The sequence below is a fragment of the Shewanella atlantica genome, assembly GCF_003966265.1.
Taxonomy (GTDB): Bacteria; Pseudomonadota; Gammaproteobacteria; order Enterobacterales; family Shewanellaceae; genus Shewanella; species Shewanella atlantica.
In genome coordinates this window covers 1-15,193 of record NZ_RXNV01000005.1, presented here as the reverse complement: position 1 = coordinate 15,193, position 15,193 = coordinate 1, and the positions used below count along the sequence as shown (strand labels likewise).

Genomic DNA, 15,193 nt, shown 5'->3' with positions numbered 1-15,193 from the left:
ATCTTATCTGACTATTTGTTCTAATTCTGCGGTCAATTCGGCATTTATAAGTTGTTCGAGTTTCGTGCCACAAGGAAGCAAAAGCTGGGGAGCGATATCTGCTAATGGCACTAATACAAAGCTTCGTTGTTTCATTCCATAGTGGGGAATCGTGAGTCTTGGAGAGTCTATGGTTTGATTATCATACAGAAGAATATCGAGATCTAAGGTTCTTGGACCCCAGCGCTCGAGCCTCACCCGGCCTTGTTCATTTTCAATTTTCTGCAGTGCATCTAACAACTCGATAGGTTCGAGTGTCGTATTAAAGCCAACGACTGCGTTGACATAATCGGGCTGTACCACATCTCCCATAGGAGCGGAGCGGTAGTATGGGGATACTTGGAGTGAGCTGTTTTTTGTCGAATTTGAGGGGCATGAAGCCAGCTCGCTAATCGCTTTACAGGCGTTATCGAGCTGAGTCACCGGGTCGGTCAGGTTTGCACCTAGTGCAACAAAAACTAACGACATTATTCTGCCGGCTTAGTCGTTTTTTTCGATGCAGGTTTACGACGTCTGCGTTGGTTCGAGTTACGGTTACGGCTACCCTTGTTTGCCGAGCGCGCGATGACATTACGCTGCTCTTCGCCACCTTCGACAAAGCTCTTCCACCATGCGGCAGATTTTGCCACTGAGCCACCCTCGGCAAGCGCTCTCAACAGGAGTAGATCATAGGCCGCGCGGAATTTAGGATGTTCGATAAATTTAAATGCGCGTGTACCTTGGTTACGATCGAATCTTAGCTGCAACTGCCAGATATCTTTTGCAGGAGTACTGAAACGGCGCGGAATGCTGATTGTACGGCATTGCTGCTCCATGACATCACCCATGGCTGCATTATATGCATCATAGAGGCTTAGTCCGCTTTCCAGTGCGATATCATCGGCACGTTGACTCAATGGATACCAGAGTATGGCGGCATAGAAGAATGCGGGCGTCACCGTCTTCTCTGCACGAACTCTTATATCGGTATTTTCCATTACTGCCTGAAGCATTTTCGCCGTAAAGCCGTCTGGTTCATCCACAAGTTGCGAATCGACCAGAGGGAACAGTGGTGCAAACAGGCCAAATTCACGCATCATGGTAAAGTTATTTGCTGCCTGGCCATTGAAGAAGAGTTTGAGAATCTCTTCATACATACGCGCCGCAGGAATATCTTTCAGCAGTGGGGCCAATTCATAGATAGGATCGGCCGCGCCTTTATCGATAGTCATGTCGAGCTTAGTCGCAAAGCGAACGGCTCTGAGCATACGTACAGGGTCTTCACGGTAGCGGGTGTTAGGATCGCCGATTAATCTAATGGTTCTCGACTTTAGATCTTCCAGGCCGCCGCCATAACTATGTATAGAGAAGTCACTGATATCGTAATAGAGCGCATTGACGGTGAAGTCACGACGTTCGGCATCTTCATCTATGGTGCCATAGACGTTATCGCGCAGCAGTCGGCCTTCGGCATTGGTTTTTGATACCTGTTCGACATGTTCAACATGATGGCCACGCAGAGTCGCGACCTCGATGACATCCCGACCAAATACAATATGGGCCAAACGGAAGCGTCTACCGACGAGTCGACAGTTACGGAACAGTTTCTTGATCTCTTCCGGAGTGGCATTGGTCACCACATCGAAATCTTTAGGCTGTAGGCCCAACAAGATGTCACGCACACCTCCACCGACGAGATAAGCCTTAAATCCGGACTTATGCAATCGATAAAGTACCTTAATGGCATTTTCGCTCATCTGTCTGCGAGATATAGAGTGATCTTTTCTCGGGACAACCTCCAAACTTAGGCCTGTTTGTGTGGTTTCTTCAGCTGTTTGATTGTCATCAAAGAACTGCTTACAGAATTTGCTAATACGGCGAAAAATGGGACACCTCGAACTTGGAACTGAACTGCGATTTAAAATAAGTCGGCTATGATACCCCAAATATGGCTCAATGAGTATACGATTGATCACCATTGACTCATGTCGTTTTGAATTTGTTTTGCGATCTTTAATAATCGTTCCACTAAAGTCGACTGAAAACGCTGAAGCGCTAGCAATGACCGACAGTAAGAACCGTGGATCTGGTTTCGTTATAAGGGTTTTTGAAGGGGACTTCAGCTATCTAATGGGATTAGGGAAGCGTTTCAAATGGACGCCAATGTCACAGTTAGTGTTTAACTGAGGATGATCTCAGTCTGCCTGGGGATAAGCTCTATATCAAATTGTGAAATAGCCTGCTCAAGCATCAGATGCATCTGCTGTCTGGGCTCGACCTGCGGCTGGCCTAAGAATTGAAGTGCGGCATTCAGGCTTGCCTGTGGCTGAGCGATGTCGATAGCTGGTGCATGGTTCTGTTTCGAAAGCTTCATCCCCGGTGTAGTGCAGACCAAGGGAAGATGTAGCCAGGTCGGCGGAGTTAAACCAAACAGATTAAACAGACTCTCCTGTCTGCAGCTGGTCTCTAACAGATCACAGCCACGAACGACTTCTGTTATCTGTTGAAAGGCATCATCCATCACTACGGCCAATTGATAGGCGTAGAGGCCATCGCTACGCTTAATGATAAAGTCTTCATTGGCAAAGGCTTTATCTAAGTGTATCTCCCCCATCAGGGTGTCTTGAAATTTATCTATGCCGATCGTATTACGTACTCTGATCGCACCACTTTCCAGAGGTGTTTCCAGTGCACCGCAGCGACCGTCATAGGTTCCGCCCATTGCGTGGATCTGTTTGCGCGTACATTGACAGTAGTAAGCAAGGTCGTTGGCCATCAGGCTGTCGAGCTTGGCTTGGTAGGCATCGAGACGCTGACTTTGATAAAAGACCTCGCCGTCCCACTCCAGACCATAGGCGACCAGAGTGCGTAAGATATCATCACTGCTACCCGGCACCTCCCGAGGAGGATCGATATCTTCTATTCGCACTAACCATTGGCCACCCATAGCTCGAGCGCGCAGAAAGCTGCCTACTGCGGCGACCAGAGAACCGAAGTGAAGCGGACCCGAGGGAGAGGGGGCAAAGCGGCCGATGTAAGGAGCATGACTCAAAGTGACGAAACCTGTAACTAATGGGATAGAACGAGAAACGATCATAATACGTTTAGGCTAGGTTTAACAAGGTGCAGGCAGAGCTATCGAGTGGTATAGGCTGATTGGATCAGTGTGTCAGGGGAGCGAGAGACGAGCATAATATGTTTGCCCCTTGGTCTATTTGGTGTAAGCCGGATAAAAGAGGTCAGGGAAGATGGTAAGTGAACAGCTGAGGGAAACCAGTAAAGCGGGGCCAAAACCCCGCTTACTCATGCAGTGAAGAGGCAGATTAGCCAGCCATCTGCTTTTCTTTGATCTCTGCAAGTGTCTTACAGTCGATACACTGATCGGCTGTTGGGCGAGCTTCGAGGCGGCGGATACCGATTTCGATGCCACAAGATTCACAGAATCCGAAATCATCTTCTTCAATCTTCTGAAGTGTCTTTTCGATCTTCTTAATCAGTTTGCGCTCTCTGTCACGAGCACGAAGTTCAAGACTGAACTCCTCTTCCTGAGCTGCACGATCTACAGGATCCGGGAAGTTAGCCGCTTCATCTTGCATATGGTTAAGAGTACGGTCGACCTCTTCACGCAATTGATTACGCCAAGAGTCCAGAATCGTTCTGAAGTGGTCCAGCTGATCTGCGTTCATATACTCCTCACCAGGCTTTTCCTGGTAAGGTTCTACACCTGCGATAGCGAGCACGCCGAGTTTTTTAGTGCCTTCTGGCATAACCCATCTCCTGTTAATCGTTTGCTTTGTAGAGCGCTTATAATTTAAGGCCGATATCTATATCAGAAACAGATAATCCAAGCAAACTTTTTATGTCCATTTGACGTTATTCCTTGACTATGTCCTCTATTCCTAATTAATTCAACTTTTAGCTGCTAATTAGAGTTTGACAGGGCAGGATTTAAGCAAGGAGGCCCCATTTGGGGACATTTCAGCGCTATATGCCATGACTTCCACCCCAGCACTATGGGCTTTAGCCAGCAGTGAAGCGTACTCCGGATCGATATGAGCCGCCGCCTGAACGGAGTCGATGCCTGTGTGTTGCACCACAAAAAGCAGTACCCCTCGGTGGCCAGATTCCACCATCTCCATTAGCTCCCTCAGATGTTTCTGACCTCGGGTGGTGACAGCATCGGGGAAATAACCCTGGCCCTGTTCGAGCAAAGTACAGCTCTTCACTTCGACATAGCATTTTGGCTTGGCTGTTGTGTTGGTTGACTCTGTATTGGCGGGAGGTGAGTCGGGGGAATCTGTGTCAGTTGAGCATACAGGGTCGCTGAGAAGAATATCTATGCGGCTATTTTCGCTGCCGTATTTTACTTCACGTCTGAGAGAGCTATAACCGCTCAGTTCGGTTATTACGCCGGCTCTGATAGCATCCTCTGCCAGTTGGTTCGCTCTGCCGGTATTGATACCTATAATATGTCCGGCATCAGACTCTGCCTGTTCCCAGGTTCGCGAGTACTTACGTTTAGGGTTATCGGAGGTGGAGAACCACACCTTTTCCCCCGGGAAGAGGCAATTTTTCATAGAACCTGTGTTGGGGCAATGTATGGTGACCTCACTGCCATCGTTAAGTCGAATGTCGGTGAGGAAGCGCTTATAGCGTCTCAGTAAGACGCCCTGTTCGAAAGGGGGAGTAAACTGCATTAGCCGGTTCCGGACTTATTAAGAATAACAGGTGAGATTAGGTTATCAGCTTCTCGGGGAGAACATGAGTTATTTGCAGCTAACTGGAGAAAATTGCATCAGACAGGGCCACTATCCATTGAGCTAATTTAGTCGTTAACAATCAATTTTGGCCGCTTTCGGTATCTACTTCTATGCAGTACACTTCGGACAAAGCAAATCTATGACGATTTAACTTTCCCGGTTTTTTAGCTTAGATTGTTTAGATCGCTCGGGTAAAAATCTAATTATAAAAGATGTATAAAAGGAAGGATTTGGTATGACAGAGTTAATGAAAGTGAGCCTTACTAAAGAGGCTCCTGCTGCCCATTGGGGTAAAGCCGATGTGACGTTCCAAAATGACCTGGCGGCTATTCACCTGCAAGGTGGAGATGAGTTAAGACAAATTCAGAAAGCAGCACGTAAACTGCGTAGCCAAGGTATCACTTCACTTTCATTAGAGGGAGAGTTGTGGGATCTGCATTCTCAGTGGGCTTTTGCACAAGGATTTGCCACGGCTAAGTCTAACTCTGATATCCGTTGGACCGGGGATGAAGCAACGCAAGCCGAGCTTAAAAACAGACTCGACAGTGCCAGCTTTGCCCGTCAATTGATCAATGAAACGCCTGAAAACCTTGCGCCTGTGAAGTTGGCCATACTTGCTGCCCATTGGTTATCTGAAATAGGCGGGGAGAAGGTCACTTACCGTATCATTGAAGGTGCCGAACTGCTCGAAGAAAAGTGGGTCGGGATCCATGCCGTGGGTCGTGGAAGTGAACGACCACCGGCTATGCTAGAGCTTGATTATAACCCTTTAGGAGATGATGCTCCGGTATCTGTCGCCTTGGTAGGTAAAGGGATCACCTTTGACTCCGGCGGTTATAGCATCAAAGCCTCTGAAGGTATGCTGGGCATGAAATGCGACATGGGTGGCGCGTCTACCGTGACAGCGGCATTGGGTCTTGCGATGAAGCAAGGGTTGAACAAGCGGGTTAAATTGTTCCTTTGTTGTGCCGAAAACCTGATTAGTGGTCATGCTTATAAGTTGGGTGACATCTTAACTTACAAGAATGGCGTCTCTGTCGAAGTGGTCAATACTGACGCCGAAGGCCGTCTGGTATTAGCCGATGGCTTGCAAGCGGCTTCTGAAACGGGTGCCTCTTTAATTATCGATGCGGCCACCTTAACCGGTGCGGCCTTGATGGCAGTGGGAACTAACTATAACGCTATCTTCTCACCAAAGAGCGAGGTGTTGGCGATGGCTCAAGCCAAAGCAGCCGAAGTGGGTGAACGAGTTTGGCCGCTACCACTGGACCCATGGCACCGTGAGATGTGTCCATCTGCATATGCCGATACCGCTAACAGCCGACCTATGAAAGGGGGCGGTGCCGGTGGTGCCTCTAATGCTGCGGGCTTCCTTTGGCATTTTGTTACACCAGAGGCTAACTGGCTGCATATGGATCTGGCTTCGGCTTTCGCCGATACCTCCAATTCACTATGGGCTGCCGGTGGAACGACACACGGCGTGTTGACGATTGCTGCTTTACTGCAGGATTAACTAAAGCTTTAGAGTGAGCGGTGATCTTTAACGACATCATAAAGCCGTTAGCTGAAAAGCTAGCGGCTTTTTTATTGTCAATTGATTGATATCTGGTTTTTTAGTGGATTAGGTTTCGCTCAGTGTCCAGGAGCGTAAGATACGGTATTCGACGCCTTCGGCGCTGCTGACCGATTCATAGAGGTGCATCTGCTCAGGCGAGAGTGTCATCGGGATGAGTGAGCGTTCTATTAACTGGGCCCGTAATAACCCGGTTTGTGGCAGATGACTCTCAGGTATCTTCTTTGCTTTTCTAAATAGGGTGATATGTGGGGTAAAGCTGAGCTCACTGCTTTTATTCGGTTTATCTGCTTTGCCGCTGAATAGTCCGGCCTCTCTTGCTGCATATCTGCATCTGTCTACTGCGATTTGCAGATTCGGGTCATCGGGCTTACCCGATAAGCAGAGCACCTGAGGTTTGCGCCACAGCGTCAGTGTATCTAATGTCACATCGAAGGAGGGCCATTGACTGGCGTTGATGGCGTAGAAGCTGTCAAGTGTCGACTCCAGCTGGGCTCGCACCTCATCGCTGACGGCTCCCAAAAAGGCGAGCGTCATATGAAAATTCTGTTTGTTGACCCTGCGTCCGACACTAGTGTAATTATGGCTATCAGAGTTTTTATCGATGCTTTGATTCTCAAGAAAACTCGCTCTATCTTCAGCTTTGAAAAGTGCATCTTGGATCTTGAACAGTTGTTCGAGCTGCACCTTATTAGGTGATACGCCTAAAAATAATCTTTTCATATTGGCCGCTCCATTTGAAAGCACTCGATATAGTAAGTTTAATCAGTTTATATAAGACTTAATTACTATTTTGTTGTTAATTTTAGCAAAATAATATGGCTTTTCGGGTGAATGCCATAATTACTCCTATAATAAATCTCATTCGCTCAATGCCTTAAGGAAGTGGGACCTTAATGTCAGCTATTCCATTGAACCAAGCACTCAGTAGGTTAGAGGCCCTGTTTAATGAGCTATCGCTCTCTGAGGCGGAGTGCGAACTTGATGATGTTCTAAAACCATTGGCGCAAATTATACAATGTGAGAGTATCTTTATTCTCTGTATTCCTATGGGAGCCGAACAAGTCAGGTTATCTCATGTCTCCCACATAGATACTCCTTCCTCCTTCACCTCGAGAGCCTTTACCACAAACTTAGATGAGCGACGTTGTGATGGGCGTAAGCCTGAGGGAAAAAGAGACAAGCAAGAGAGAGTTGGTTGTACAAACGATGAAATTCTAAGTTCAGGTCCCGGTTCCGGGGCATGTTTTAGTATGGCTGAACTCGACACCACTAAGATTGAAACCACGCTTAACTACTCACGTTATTTTAATTATTTCATTCGTAAAAATATCAAATTCATCATGTCGGATATCGAACAGATGCCCGGCTCTTTCGATGTTGAAAAAGCGATGATGAGTTCGCTTTACATTAGAAATTTAATCCTGTTACCTTCCATCAATTATCTTGGTCATCGCTATATATTTGGTGCGATTAATAGCTTAGTCGACGGCCATTGGGCCGCCGATGCTTCTGAGCTACTTTCGATGGCCTGCTCGTTTATCGTGATGAGAAAGAGCCGTGATTATATGATAGCTAAGTCAAGGGGGGCCGAGTGCTGTAATCATGAGCTCTTGGATCGCCTACCTTTGGCTTGTGTTCAGGTGAATGGGAACAATAAGCTGAACCAGTACAATCATGCCGCGCAGAAGCTATTGGGTAACAGAGAATGGCTGTCATTGACCTCTCTGGTTCATGATGATGAGAAGTTTATCCTTCTCGATACTATACAGTTGGTGCGTGATGGGTTATTAGAACAGGCCTGGTGTGAGTTACCTGTGATGTGCGTCGATAATAGCTTTAATTGGTTAAAGTTGAGCTTTAGTTTGGTGCCCAATGGAGCCGATACCCTTTTATTGGTTGCCGAAGATGTCTCTGACCGTCATAAATTGGCGGATGAACTGAGTTTTCAAACTAACTTCGATAACTTAACCGGGTTACCGAATCGCGCCTATTTCGAGTCATATTACTCTTGTGGAAGAAACTCTGACGAGCGTGCACCGGCATTTGTGGCATTTCTCAATCTGGATCAATTTCAGGTGATCAACAATATCAGTGGCCATAAAGCCGGCGATCGTTTGCTCTGTCAGATTGCATTAAGGTTGAAACAATTGGTTCGTAAAGGGGATATCGTAGCTCGCCTGGGAGGAGATGAGTTCGGCATATTAATGCATGCTATTGATTCTGACGTTGCGTCCAGAATTGCAGAGCGTATATGCGAACAACTCAGTCACCATGAATTCGTTTGGGATAATCGTAAACACAGTGTGAGTGTCAGTATGGGGCTCGCGGCGTTTAACGGCGAAGATGAGGAGATCTCCGCGGTACTCAGCAGAGCCGATGCGGCTTGTCGTGTGGTAAAGGAGAAGGGACGGAACAGTTGGCATATGTACTCACCTACAGATCCACATATGGATCGACTCTATAGCGATATGAATGCATCTGTCGATGTCGTGGGGGCATTAGCACTGGACAGGTTTGAGCTCTATTTTCAACCTATAGAACCGCTTCTCGAAGATGACAATGGTTTGCATATGGAGATTTTACTTCGCATGTTGACCGAACAGGGGGAGATCGTCTCTCCGGCTGTATTTCTGCCCGCAGCCGAACGATACAGCTTAGCATCCAGAGTCGATAGGTGGGTGGTGGATCATCTGCTTTATTGGGGAGGCACTCATCTGAAAGTATGGAATGAGTTATCTATGGTGTCGGTGAACCTTTCGGCCACCTCCTTAGGCGACGTTGAGTTTATGAATTGGCTTGAGATGCGGTTGATGGGAGAGCCTGAGCTAGTGTCGAAACTATGCTTTGAGATCACCGAAACCGCAGCCGTGAGTCAACTGGATCTCGCTACGGCCTTGATAGATGTGATTAAGCCTTTAGGTTGTAAGCTGGCTCTGGATGACTTTGGTTCGGGATTTTCGAGTTTCGCCTACCTTAAGTTACTCGATGTTGATTTCGTGAAGATTGATGGACAATTTGTCAGGCATTTATGTGAAAACCGCTCGGATCAGGCGATTGTGACCGCCATCTGTCAGCTTGGCCGTGATATGGAGTTTGAGATCATCGCCGAATTTGTTGAATCTATCGAAATCGGCCGCCGTCTGAAGAGGTTAGGTGTCGACTTTGCCCAAGGCTACGCCATTGCTAAACCTAAAAAGCTCAATACTCTGGTTTCTGGAAAGGGGTTACATTGGTTAACCGATACCTTGACCCAGAAAACCACTTAGTAAGGCATTGAAGCGTTCAGACACTTGGGTATAAGCCCCAATCCTAGTACACTGTTCGCAGTGTGTAATTCAGATGTCATCTCCTTGGAACAGTTACCCGTACATAGTCTGCTCTCCCCTCTGCGAAGGGCCTTCAGCCAGCATAATCAAGTTATTCTCGAAGCTCCTACCGGTGCAGGTAAATCGACTGCACTGCCTTTGGCTATGCTAGATTGGGCGGAGATAAACGGTAAGATATTGATGCTGGAGCCCAGACGGGTGGCGGCGCGGAGTGTGGCTCACTATATCGCGAGCCAGCGAGGCTGTGCTATCGGTGAAGAGATAGGTTTCAGGGTCAGAGGCGAGTCTCGCAGCAGGGCGACAACTAAGCTTGAGATCGTCACCGAGGGGATTTTGACCCGAATGATCCAGCAAGATCCCGAGTTAGAGGGGATTGGGCTGATCATCTTCGATGAGATCCATGAACGCCATCTGACTACAGATCTCGGGCTGGCTTTAGCCCTTGAGATCCAGGGATCGTTTCGGGAAGATCTTAAGATCTTAGCCATGTCGGCGACGCTTTCGGGTCTGCCACTACACAGAGTCATGCCCGAGGCCATCTCCCTGAAGAGCGAGGGGCGCAGCTTTCCTGTCGACATCGCCTATAACGCCGTTTCAGCTTCGAAAAACAGATCCCAACATCAGTCCCACTCACAGTGGATAGAACATATGGGACGAAGCATCGTGGATCTACTTAAGGACGATAATGCCTTGAGTGATGACACATCTAAAGGCTCACTGCTGGCATTTCTGCCCGGTCAGGGTGAGATCATGCGCCTGCATGACTTCTTAGCTAGCCGACTGGATCTGAATCAATTTTCCCTATGCCCACTCTATGGCAGCCTGCCAGCTAAGGTACAGGACAGAGCGATCGCCGCTGCAGACGATGGTAAACGTAAAGTCGTGCTCTCAACCAATGTGGCCGAATCGAGTCTGACCATCGAAGGGATCACTATGGTGGTCGACTCCGGGTATAAGCGACAGGCCAGCTTTAACCCCAGAACGGGTGTGACCAAGTTGTCACTCAAACGTATCAGTCAAGCCTCTGCTGCCCAACGTAGCGGTCGTGCGGGGCGTTTGGCTCCGGGGCATTGTCTGCGTCTGTGGAGTCAGGAGGAGCAGGGCAGGCTATTAAAGGCCGACGAGCCCGAAATCTTACATACAGACCTTATTTCTATGGTGCACGATGGAGCCTGCTGGGGAGTAAAATCACTCAGTGAACTTCCCCTGTTAACTCAGCCATCACAGGCGAATGAGTCGGTAGCCTGGCAACTATTACAGATGCTGGAAGTGGTCGATGAGCAGAGAAAAATTACGTCTCACGGGCAGCAAGCCTATGAGTTGGGCTGTCACCCCAGGTTGGCGCATATGTTACTCAGGGCCAAGTCTCTATCGGTTGAGACCGGATCAAATGAGCTTGCGGGCTTAGCCTGCTTGTTGGCTGGTGTGTTAGAGTCTCGCTCCCGCTCCCGTCATGGTACAGATATTGGTAATTACTTAAGAGAAGCCGGTCAGGGAGAGTCTGGTCAGCAGGTACGTACATGGATGAAGAAGCTTAAGGTTAATATGCCTCTGTCTGAGATCTATACCTGTGCCAGTAGTGCTGATATTGCTTTCCTACTCGCATTAGCGTTTCCCGATCGTATCGCGAAAAGTCGGGGGGTATCAGGTTATCAGCTGGCCAATGGTACCGGGGTTATCTTACCCGATAACGACCCTCTCTCTCATGTAGATTGGCTGGTGGTTGCAGATTTTCAGGAGAGCGAAGGCAGAACGGCTGGTCGGGTCTACCTTGCTGCCGAGATTGATGAGGCGGCATTTAAAGAGCGGCTCTCATTCTTGGTGTCGACAGAAGATTACTGTGGTTGGGATGAGTCTAAAGGACGCTTCTTTGCCGAGACTCAGAAGCGTATCGGTCAAATCGTACTAAGCAAGGCGGCAGTGAAGAAACCTGAGCCTGAGCAGATAAAAGCCGCCATTATCGAGCAGCTTCTCAGCAAAGGGCTGGGTCTGCTCAATATGGACGATAAGCTGGTGCAGCTACAAAACAGGGTGAAGTTAGCTGCCAAACTCGACGGCGAACATGGCTGGCCGGAATTTACTGATGTCAGCCTGCTGGCCAGTCTGGATGATTGGCTCGCTCCCTATCTAAGTGATGTCAGAAGCTTGTCACAATTGAAGGCTCTCGACTGTTATACTCTGCTGCTCAATCGCCTCGGGTGGGATAAACAGCGCAGGCTGGACTCGCTGTTTCCTTGCCAATGGCCGATGGCGACAGGCACTAAGGCAAAAATAACCTATGACGATGACGGCAGAGCCCTGCTCAGTGTCAGACTGCAAGAGGCGTTGGGAATGGCGCAGAGCCCGGTTCTGGCCAATGGCAGACTCATAGTGACGATGGAACTGCTATCTCCGGCCAGAAGACCCTTGGCGTTAACGGCCGATCTTGCCAGCTTTTGGCAGGGGCCCTATGTCGAGGTAAAAAAAGAGATGAAGGGAAGGTATCCCAAACACCTTTGGCCCGATGACCCGGCCAATACCTTACCGACTCGTTTTACCAAGAAAAAGACATTAAGCACAAAGAGCTAAAAAGGGTTGGCATGCCCATTACTCATTACTCATTACTCATTACAAATTACTTAGCGGTTGGGATCTGGCCGTTGAAATTGTTTTACCGGAAGAAAGATGACACAGAAAGAGACAACAAAGAGAGCGGCTAAGAAGCCAGCCCCTAAAAAAAGTGCGGCTAAAGCTAAGCCTAAAAGAAAAAGGGCATCGAAGAAACCATCCTCTTCGGGCTGGGGACGTCGCATCTGGTCGATAAGCTGGAAATGTGCGCTTATCGTCATAGCGGCTGTTTTTATCTATGGTATCTATCTGGATCAGATCATCGCCCGTAAATTTGAGGGGCAGAAGTGGCATCTGCCTGCACAGGTATTCAGCCGCTCCATGGCACTCTATCCGGGTGCTGCTGTGAGTCATAACCAGCTTATCGCCGAACTTAAATTACTCGGTTACCGCAAGGTCGCTAATCCCAGACAGGTCGGTGAGTTTTCAGCCTCGAAAACTAAGGTTGATCTGTGGCGTAGACCCTTCCTTCATCCACAAGGTTCTCAGATTGAGCAGAGGGTGATGATCACCTTCGATTCTCAGGGCGTCAGTTCGGTAGCCAGAAATCAAGATGGGCGTCAGTTAGCCGTATTTCATCTCGAACCTGTGCTGCTCGACCGTATTATTACCGGTGACGGCGAAGACAGATTATTTGTGCCGGCGCAAAAGATCCCTAAGCCCATTATCGATGCCCTTATCTTGGTGGAAGATCGTAGCTTCTATGAACATCATGGTGTCAACCCGTTTGCCATAGCCAGAGCCTTGATGGTGAACATCAGCGCCGGAAGAACTGTACAGGGGGGCTCGACCCTGACCCAGCAGCTGGCTAAAAACTTCTTCCTCTCCAGTCAGCGCTCACTGGTCCGAAAAATTCGTGAAGCCCTGATGGCGTTGATCATCGATTTTCGTTATGACAAAAATGAGATCTTAGAGGCCTATCTTAATGAAGTGTATATGGGCCAGGATAAGGCTCGTGGTGTACATGGTATGGGGCTGGCTTCTCAGTTCTATTTCGGTCGCCCCATTGCCGAGCTGACCCTGCCGCAGCAGGCTTTTCTGGTGGCGGTGATTAAGGGCCCCTCCTATTACAATCCATGGCGCTACCCGGAAAGAGCACAGCAGCGAAGAGATCTGGTCTTAAGGCTCTTGATGGAAGCAGATCAACTCAATGTGGCTCAGTATACCGCGGCGGTTGAATCTCCGCTGGGGCTGCGCAGGGCGGATAAGCCGGTACACCAGAAATTGCCGGCATTTTTTGCCGTGGTGCAACATGAGCTGGCCAGGCGCTTCGGTGACTCCCTGCTTAAACAGTCCGGAATAAAGGTCTATACCACCCTCGATCCAATGGCTCAGGAGGCCGCGGAGAAAGCGGTTAAGAAGACCATGGGACGCCTAAGCAAGAATGATAAATCTCTGCAGGTAGGTATGGTTGTTACCGACAAATACTCTGCCGGTATCGCCGCTATGGTGGGTGATAAAGTGCCTGGTTATAAAGGCTTTAATCGCGCGGTTGAAATTCGTCGTCCAATTGGCTCTCTGATAAAGCCTTTCGTCTATGCCACGGCGTTGAGTCATGGCGACAAGTATAATCTGGCGACGCCGATAAAAGATCAGCCTATCACGCTGAAAAATGGTCAGGGAAAAAGTTGGTCGCCTAAGAATGTGGATAAGCAGTTCAGGGGAGAGGTTCCTCTGTTAACCGCTTTTAAGAAATCGATCAATGTGCCTACGGTCAATTTAGGCATGACTATCGGCGTTGGCAGTGTGGCCACCACATTAGATAAGGCGGGTTGGCGGGATAAGATCCCAGAGTACCCCTCTATGTTACTTGGTGCGGTCAATGGTTCTCCCTTGATGGTAGCTCAGGTATTTCAGACGATTGCGGACAACGGTCGTTACCGCAAGCTAAGCTCAATTACCTCGGTACTGGATATGGATAATAACCCATTGCCGGCATCGCCCATAACACCGGTTCAGGCACTGGATCCTGCGACTAACTATCTGGTGCAGTATGCGATGACGCAAGTGGTGGATTCAGGCACAGCCTCAAGACTCGGCAAAGCCTTTCCGAGAGCCACGCTTGCTGGTAAAACCGGAACCAGTAATGACTCCCGCGACTCCTGGTTTGCCGGTTTCGATGAGCGTAATGTCGCTGCCATCTGGGTTGGCCGTGATGACAACGGTAAGACGAAACTCTATGGCAGCAGCGGCGCCATGGCCGTGTATCAGGACTTCCTCGGTGACAGGCCGCCTATCAGTCTGAGAAGGACGCCGATTAATGGCGTCGTTAACGGTCATTTCGAGCGCACCACCGGGGTTGCCAAGCAGGCAGGCTGCGAGAACTCGATAGCACTGCCGGCGCTGGAGTCCAGTTACCACCCGGCAAAGAACTGCGGTGACCCGCTCTCCTGGTGGCAGAAGCTGACTGGTGGCTAGAAGTTCCCTGGTGAATAGAAGTGGGGAGGGCTTGTCGAATAACAAGCCCTTTAAGTATTTCTATTTGGTTTCATTGGGCTGAATGCGAATTGGGGTAATTTGCTAAGTACCATAGCAGCATTGTTATCTAACGCTTGCCCGGCGAGGGATGTGTAAACACTTCTGTGACACGCCGCAAGCACTGTCCCTGTGGGCTCTGCGACAGCTTCCCTGCTGTCGAAGGTCACTGCCGCGTTTACACCTTATTATTTATTTCTTCGATTTAGGATCTTCTGGCTGTAATACGATTTTGGACATAAACGAGCTAGAGATTTGCCTCTAGCTCATAAGGTTTTGATTAGAAAAAGTATGGTAATTTGGTATGTGATAGACATAATGACTCCCCACGAGGTGCTAGCCTCCAAGTTCGTGGGTTAGTCCAAAATAATTAAATTGTGCACCAGAGCCATACTGTATTTGTGACCATACAATATTGCAAATGGAGGCTA

Annotated in this window: 10 protein-coding genes; 4 read left to right on the top strand and 6 right to left on the bottom strand. The window is 48.8% G+C overall.

The features are described from left to right. Positions 1-3 precede the first annotated feature (3 nt). The 5 genes from folK to EKG39_RS12625 all read right to left on the bottom strand — a co-directional run bounded on the left by folK (position 4) and on the right by EKG39_RS12625 (position 4,715). Positions 4-507 carry a 2-amino-4-hydroxy-6-hydroxymethyldihydropteridine diphosphokinase gene (folK, locus tag EKG39_RS12645; RefSeq protein ID WP_126506116.1) on the bottom strand — a complete coding sequence of 168 codons (504 nt, stop codon included), beginning with the start codon at positions 505-507 and terminating at the stop codon, positions 4-6. Continuing rightward, the gene (pcnB, locus tag EKG39_RS12640) at positions 507-1,964 is read right to left on the bottom strand and encodes a polynucleotide adenylyltransferase PcnB (RefSeq protein ID WP_185817601.1); all 1,458 of its coding nucleotides are present in this window, start codon (positions 1,962-1,964) and stop codon (positions 507-509) included. The genes folK and pcnB overlap by 1 nt, the downstream gene beginning before the upstream one ends. 233 nt (positions 1,965-2,197) lie before the next feature. Then, positions 2,198-3,115 carry a tRNA glutamyl-Q(34) synthetase GluQRS gene (gene gluQRS / locus EKG39_RS12635; protein ID WP_126506115.1) on the bottom strand — a complete coding sequence of 306 codons (918 nt, stop codon included), beginning with the start codon at positions 3,113-3,115 and terminating at the stop codon, positions 2,198-2,200. 226 nt (positions 3,116-3,341) lie between these two features. After that, positions 3,342-3,785 (bottom strand): RNA polymerase-binding protein DksA, encoded by a 444-nt coding sequence (dksA, locus tag EKG39_RS12630; protein ID WP_012144233.1) that lies wholly within the window; start codon positions 3,783-3,785, stop codon positions 3,342-3,344. A gap of 159 nt (positions 3,786-3,944) precedes the next feature. Further along, positions 3,945-4,715 carry a DNA/RNA nuclease SfsA gene (locus tag EKG39_RS12625; protein ID WP_126506114.1) on the bottom strand — a complete coding sequence of 257 codons (771 nt, stop codon included), beginning with the start codon at positions 4,713-4,715 and terminating at the stop codon, positions 3,945-3,947. Between the two features lie 298 nt (positions 4,716-5,013). Between EKG39_RS12625 and pepB the strand changes: the two genes are divergently transcribed. Further along, complete coding sequence (gene pepB, locus EKG39_RS12620; RefSeq protein ID WP_126506113.1) at positions 5,014-6,291, top strand: aminopeptidase PepB; 1,278 nt, start codon at positions 5,014-5,016, stop codon at positions 6,289-6,291. Between the two features lie 108 nt (positions 6,292-6,399). Here the strand turns inward: pepB and EKG39_RS12615 are convergent, their stop codons facing one another. Next, the gene (locus EKG39_RS12615; protein WP_126506112.1) at positions 6,400-7,074 is read right to left on the bottom strand and encodes a 2'-5' RNA ligase family protein; all 675 of its coding nucleotides are present in this window, start codon (positions 7,072-7,074) and stop codon (positions 6,400-6,402) included. 173 nt (positions 7,075-7,247) lie between these two features. On the opposite strand from EKG39_RS12615, the gene EKG39_RS12610 reads away from it, so the two are divergent. From EKG39_RS12610 to mrcB, 3 genes are all read left to right on the top strand, one after another. Further along, positions 7,248-9,620, top strand: coding sequence for a putative bifunctional diguanylate cyclase/phosphodiesterase (locus tag EKG39_RS12610; RefSeq protein ID WP_246028489.1), 2,373 nt, complete (start codon positions 7,248-7,250; stop codon positions 9,618-9,620). A 60-nt stretch (positions 9,621-9,680) separates the two neighbouring features. Further along, on the top strand, positions 9,681-12,248 hold the full coding sequence (gene hrpB, locus EKG39_RS12605) for an ATP-dependent helicase HrpB (protein ID WP_126506111.1): 2,568 nt from the start codon (positions 9,681-9,683) through the stop codon (positions 12,246-12,248). 96 nt (positions 12,249-12,344) lie between these two features. Further along, the gene (gene mrcB, locus EKG39_RS12600) at positions 12,345-14,705 is read left to right on the top strand and encodes a penicillin-binding protein 1B (RefSeq protein ID WP_126506110.1); all 2,361 of its coding nucleotides are present in this window, start codon (positions 12,345-12,347) and stop codon (positions 14,703-14,705) included. The last annotated feature ends 488 nt before the right edge of the window (positions 14,706-15,193 follow it).

Bases quoted from the DNA above. Each gene is read 5' to 3' on its own strand.
- folK (WP_126506116.1), bottom strand. From the start codon at position 507: ATGTCGTTAGTTTTTGTTGCACTAGGTGCAAACCTGACCGACCCGGTG.
- gluQRS (WP_126506115.1), bottom strand. From the start codon at position 3,115: ATGATCGTTTCTCGTTCTATCCCATTAGTTACAGGTTTCGTCACTTTG.
- dksA (WP_012144233.1), bottom strand. From the start codon at position 3,785: ATGCCAGAAGGCACTAAAAAACTCGGCGTGCTCGCTATCGCAGGTGTA.
- EKG39_RS12625 (WP_126506114.1), bottom strand. From the start codon at position 4,715: ATGCAGTTTACTCCCCCTTTCGAACAGGGCGTCTTACTGAGACGCTAT.
- pepB (WP_126506113.1), top strand. From the start codon at position 5,014: ATGACAGAGTTAATGAAAGTGAGCCTTACTAAAGAGGCTCCTGCTGCC.
- EKG39_RS12615 (WP_126506112.1), bottom strand. From the start codon at position 7,074: ATGAAAAGATTATTTTTAGGCGTATCACCTAATAAGGTGCAGCTCGAA.
- EKG39_RS12610 (WP_246028489.1), top strand. From the start codon at position 7,248: ATGTCAGCTATTCCATTGAACCAAGCACTCAGTAGGTTAGAGGCCCTG.
- mrcB (WP_126506110.1), top strand. From the start codon at position 12,345: ATGACACAGAAAGAGACAACAAAGAGAGCGGCTAAGAAGCCAGCCCCT.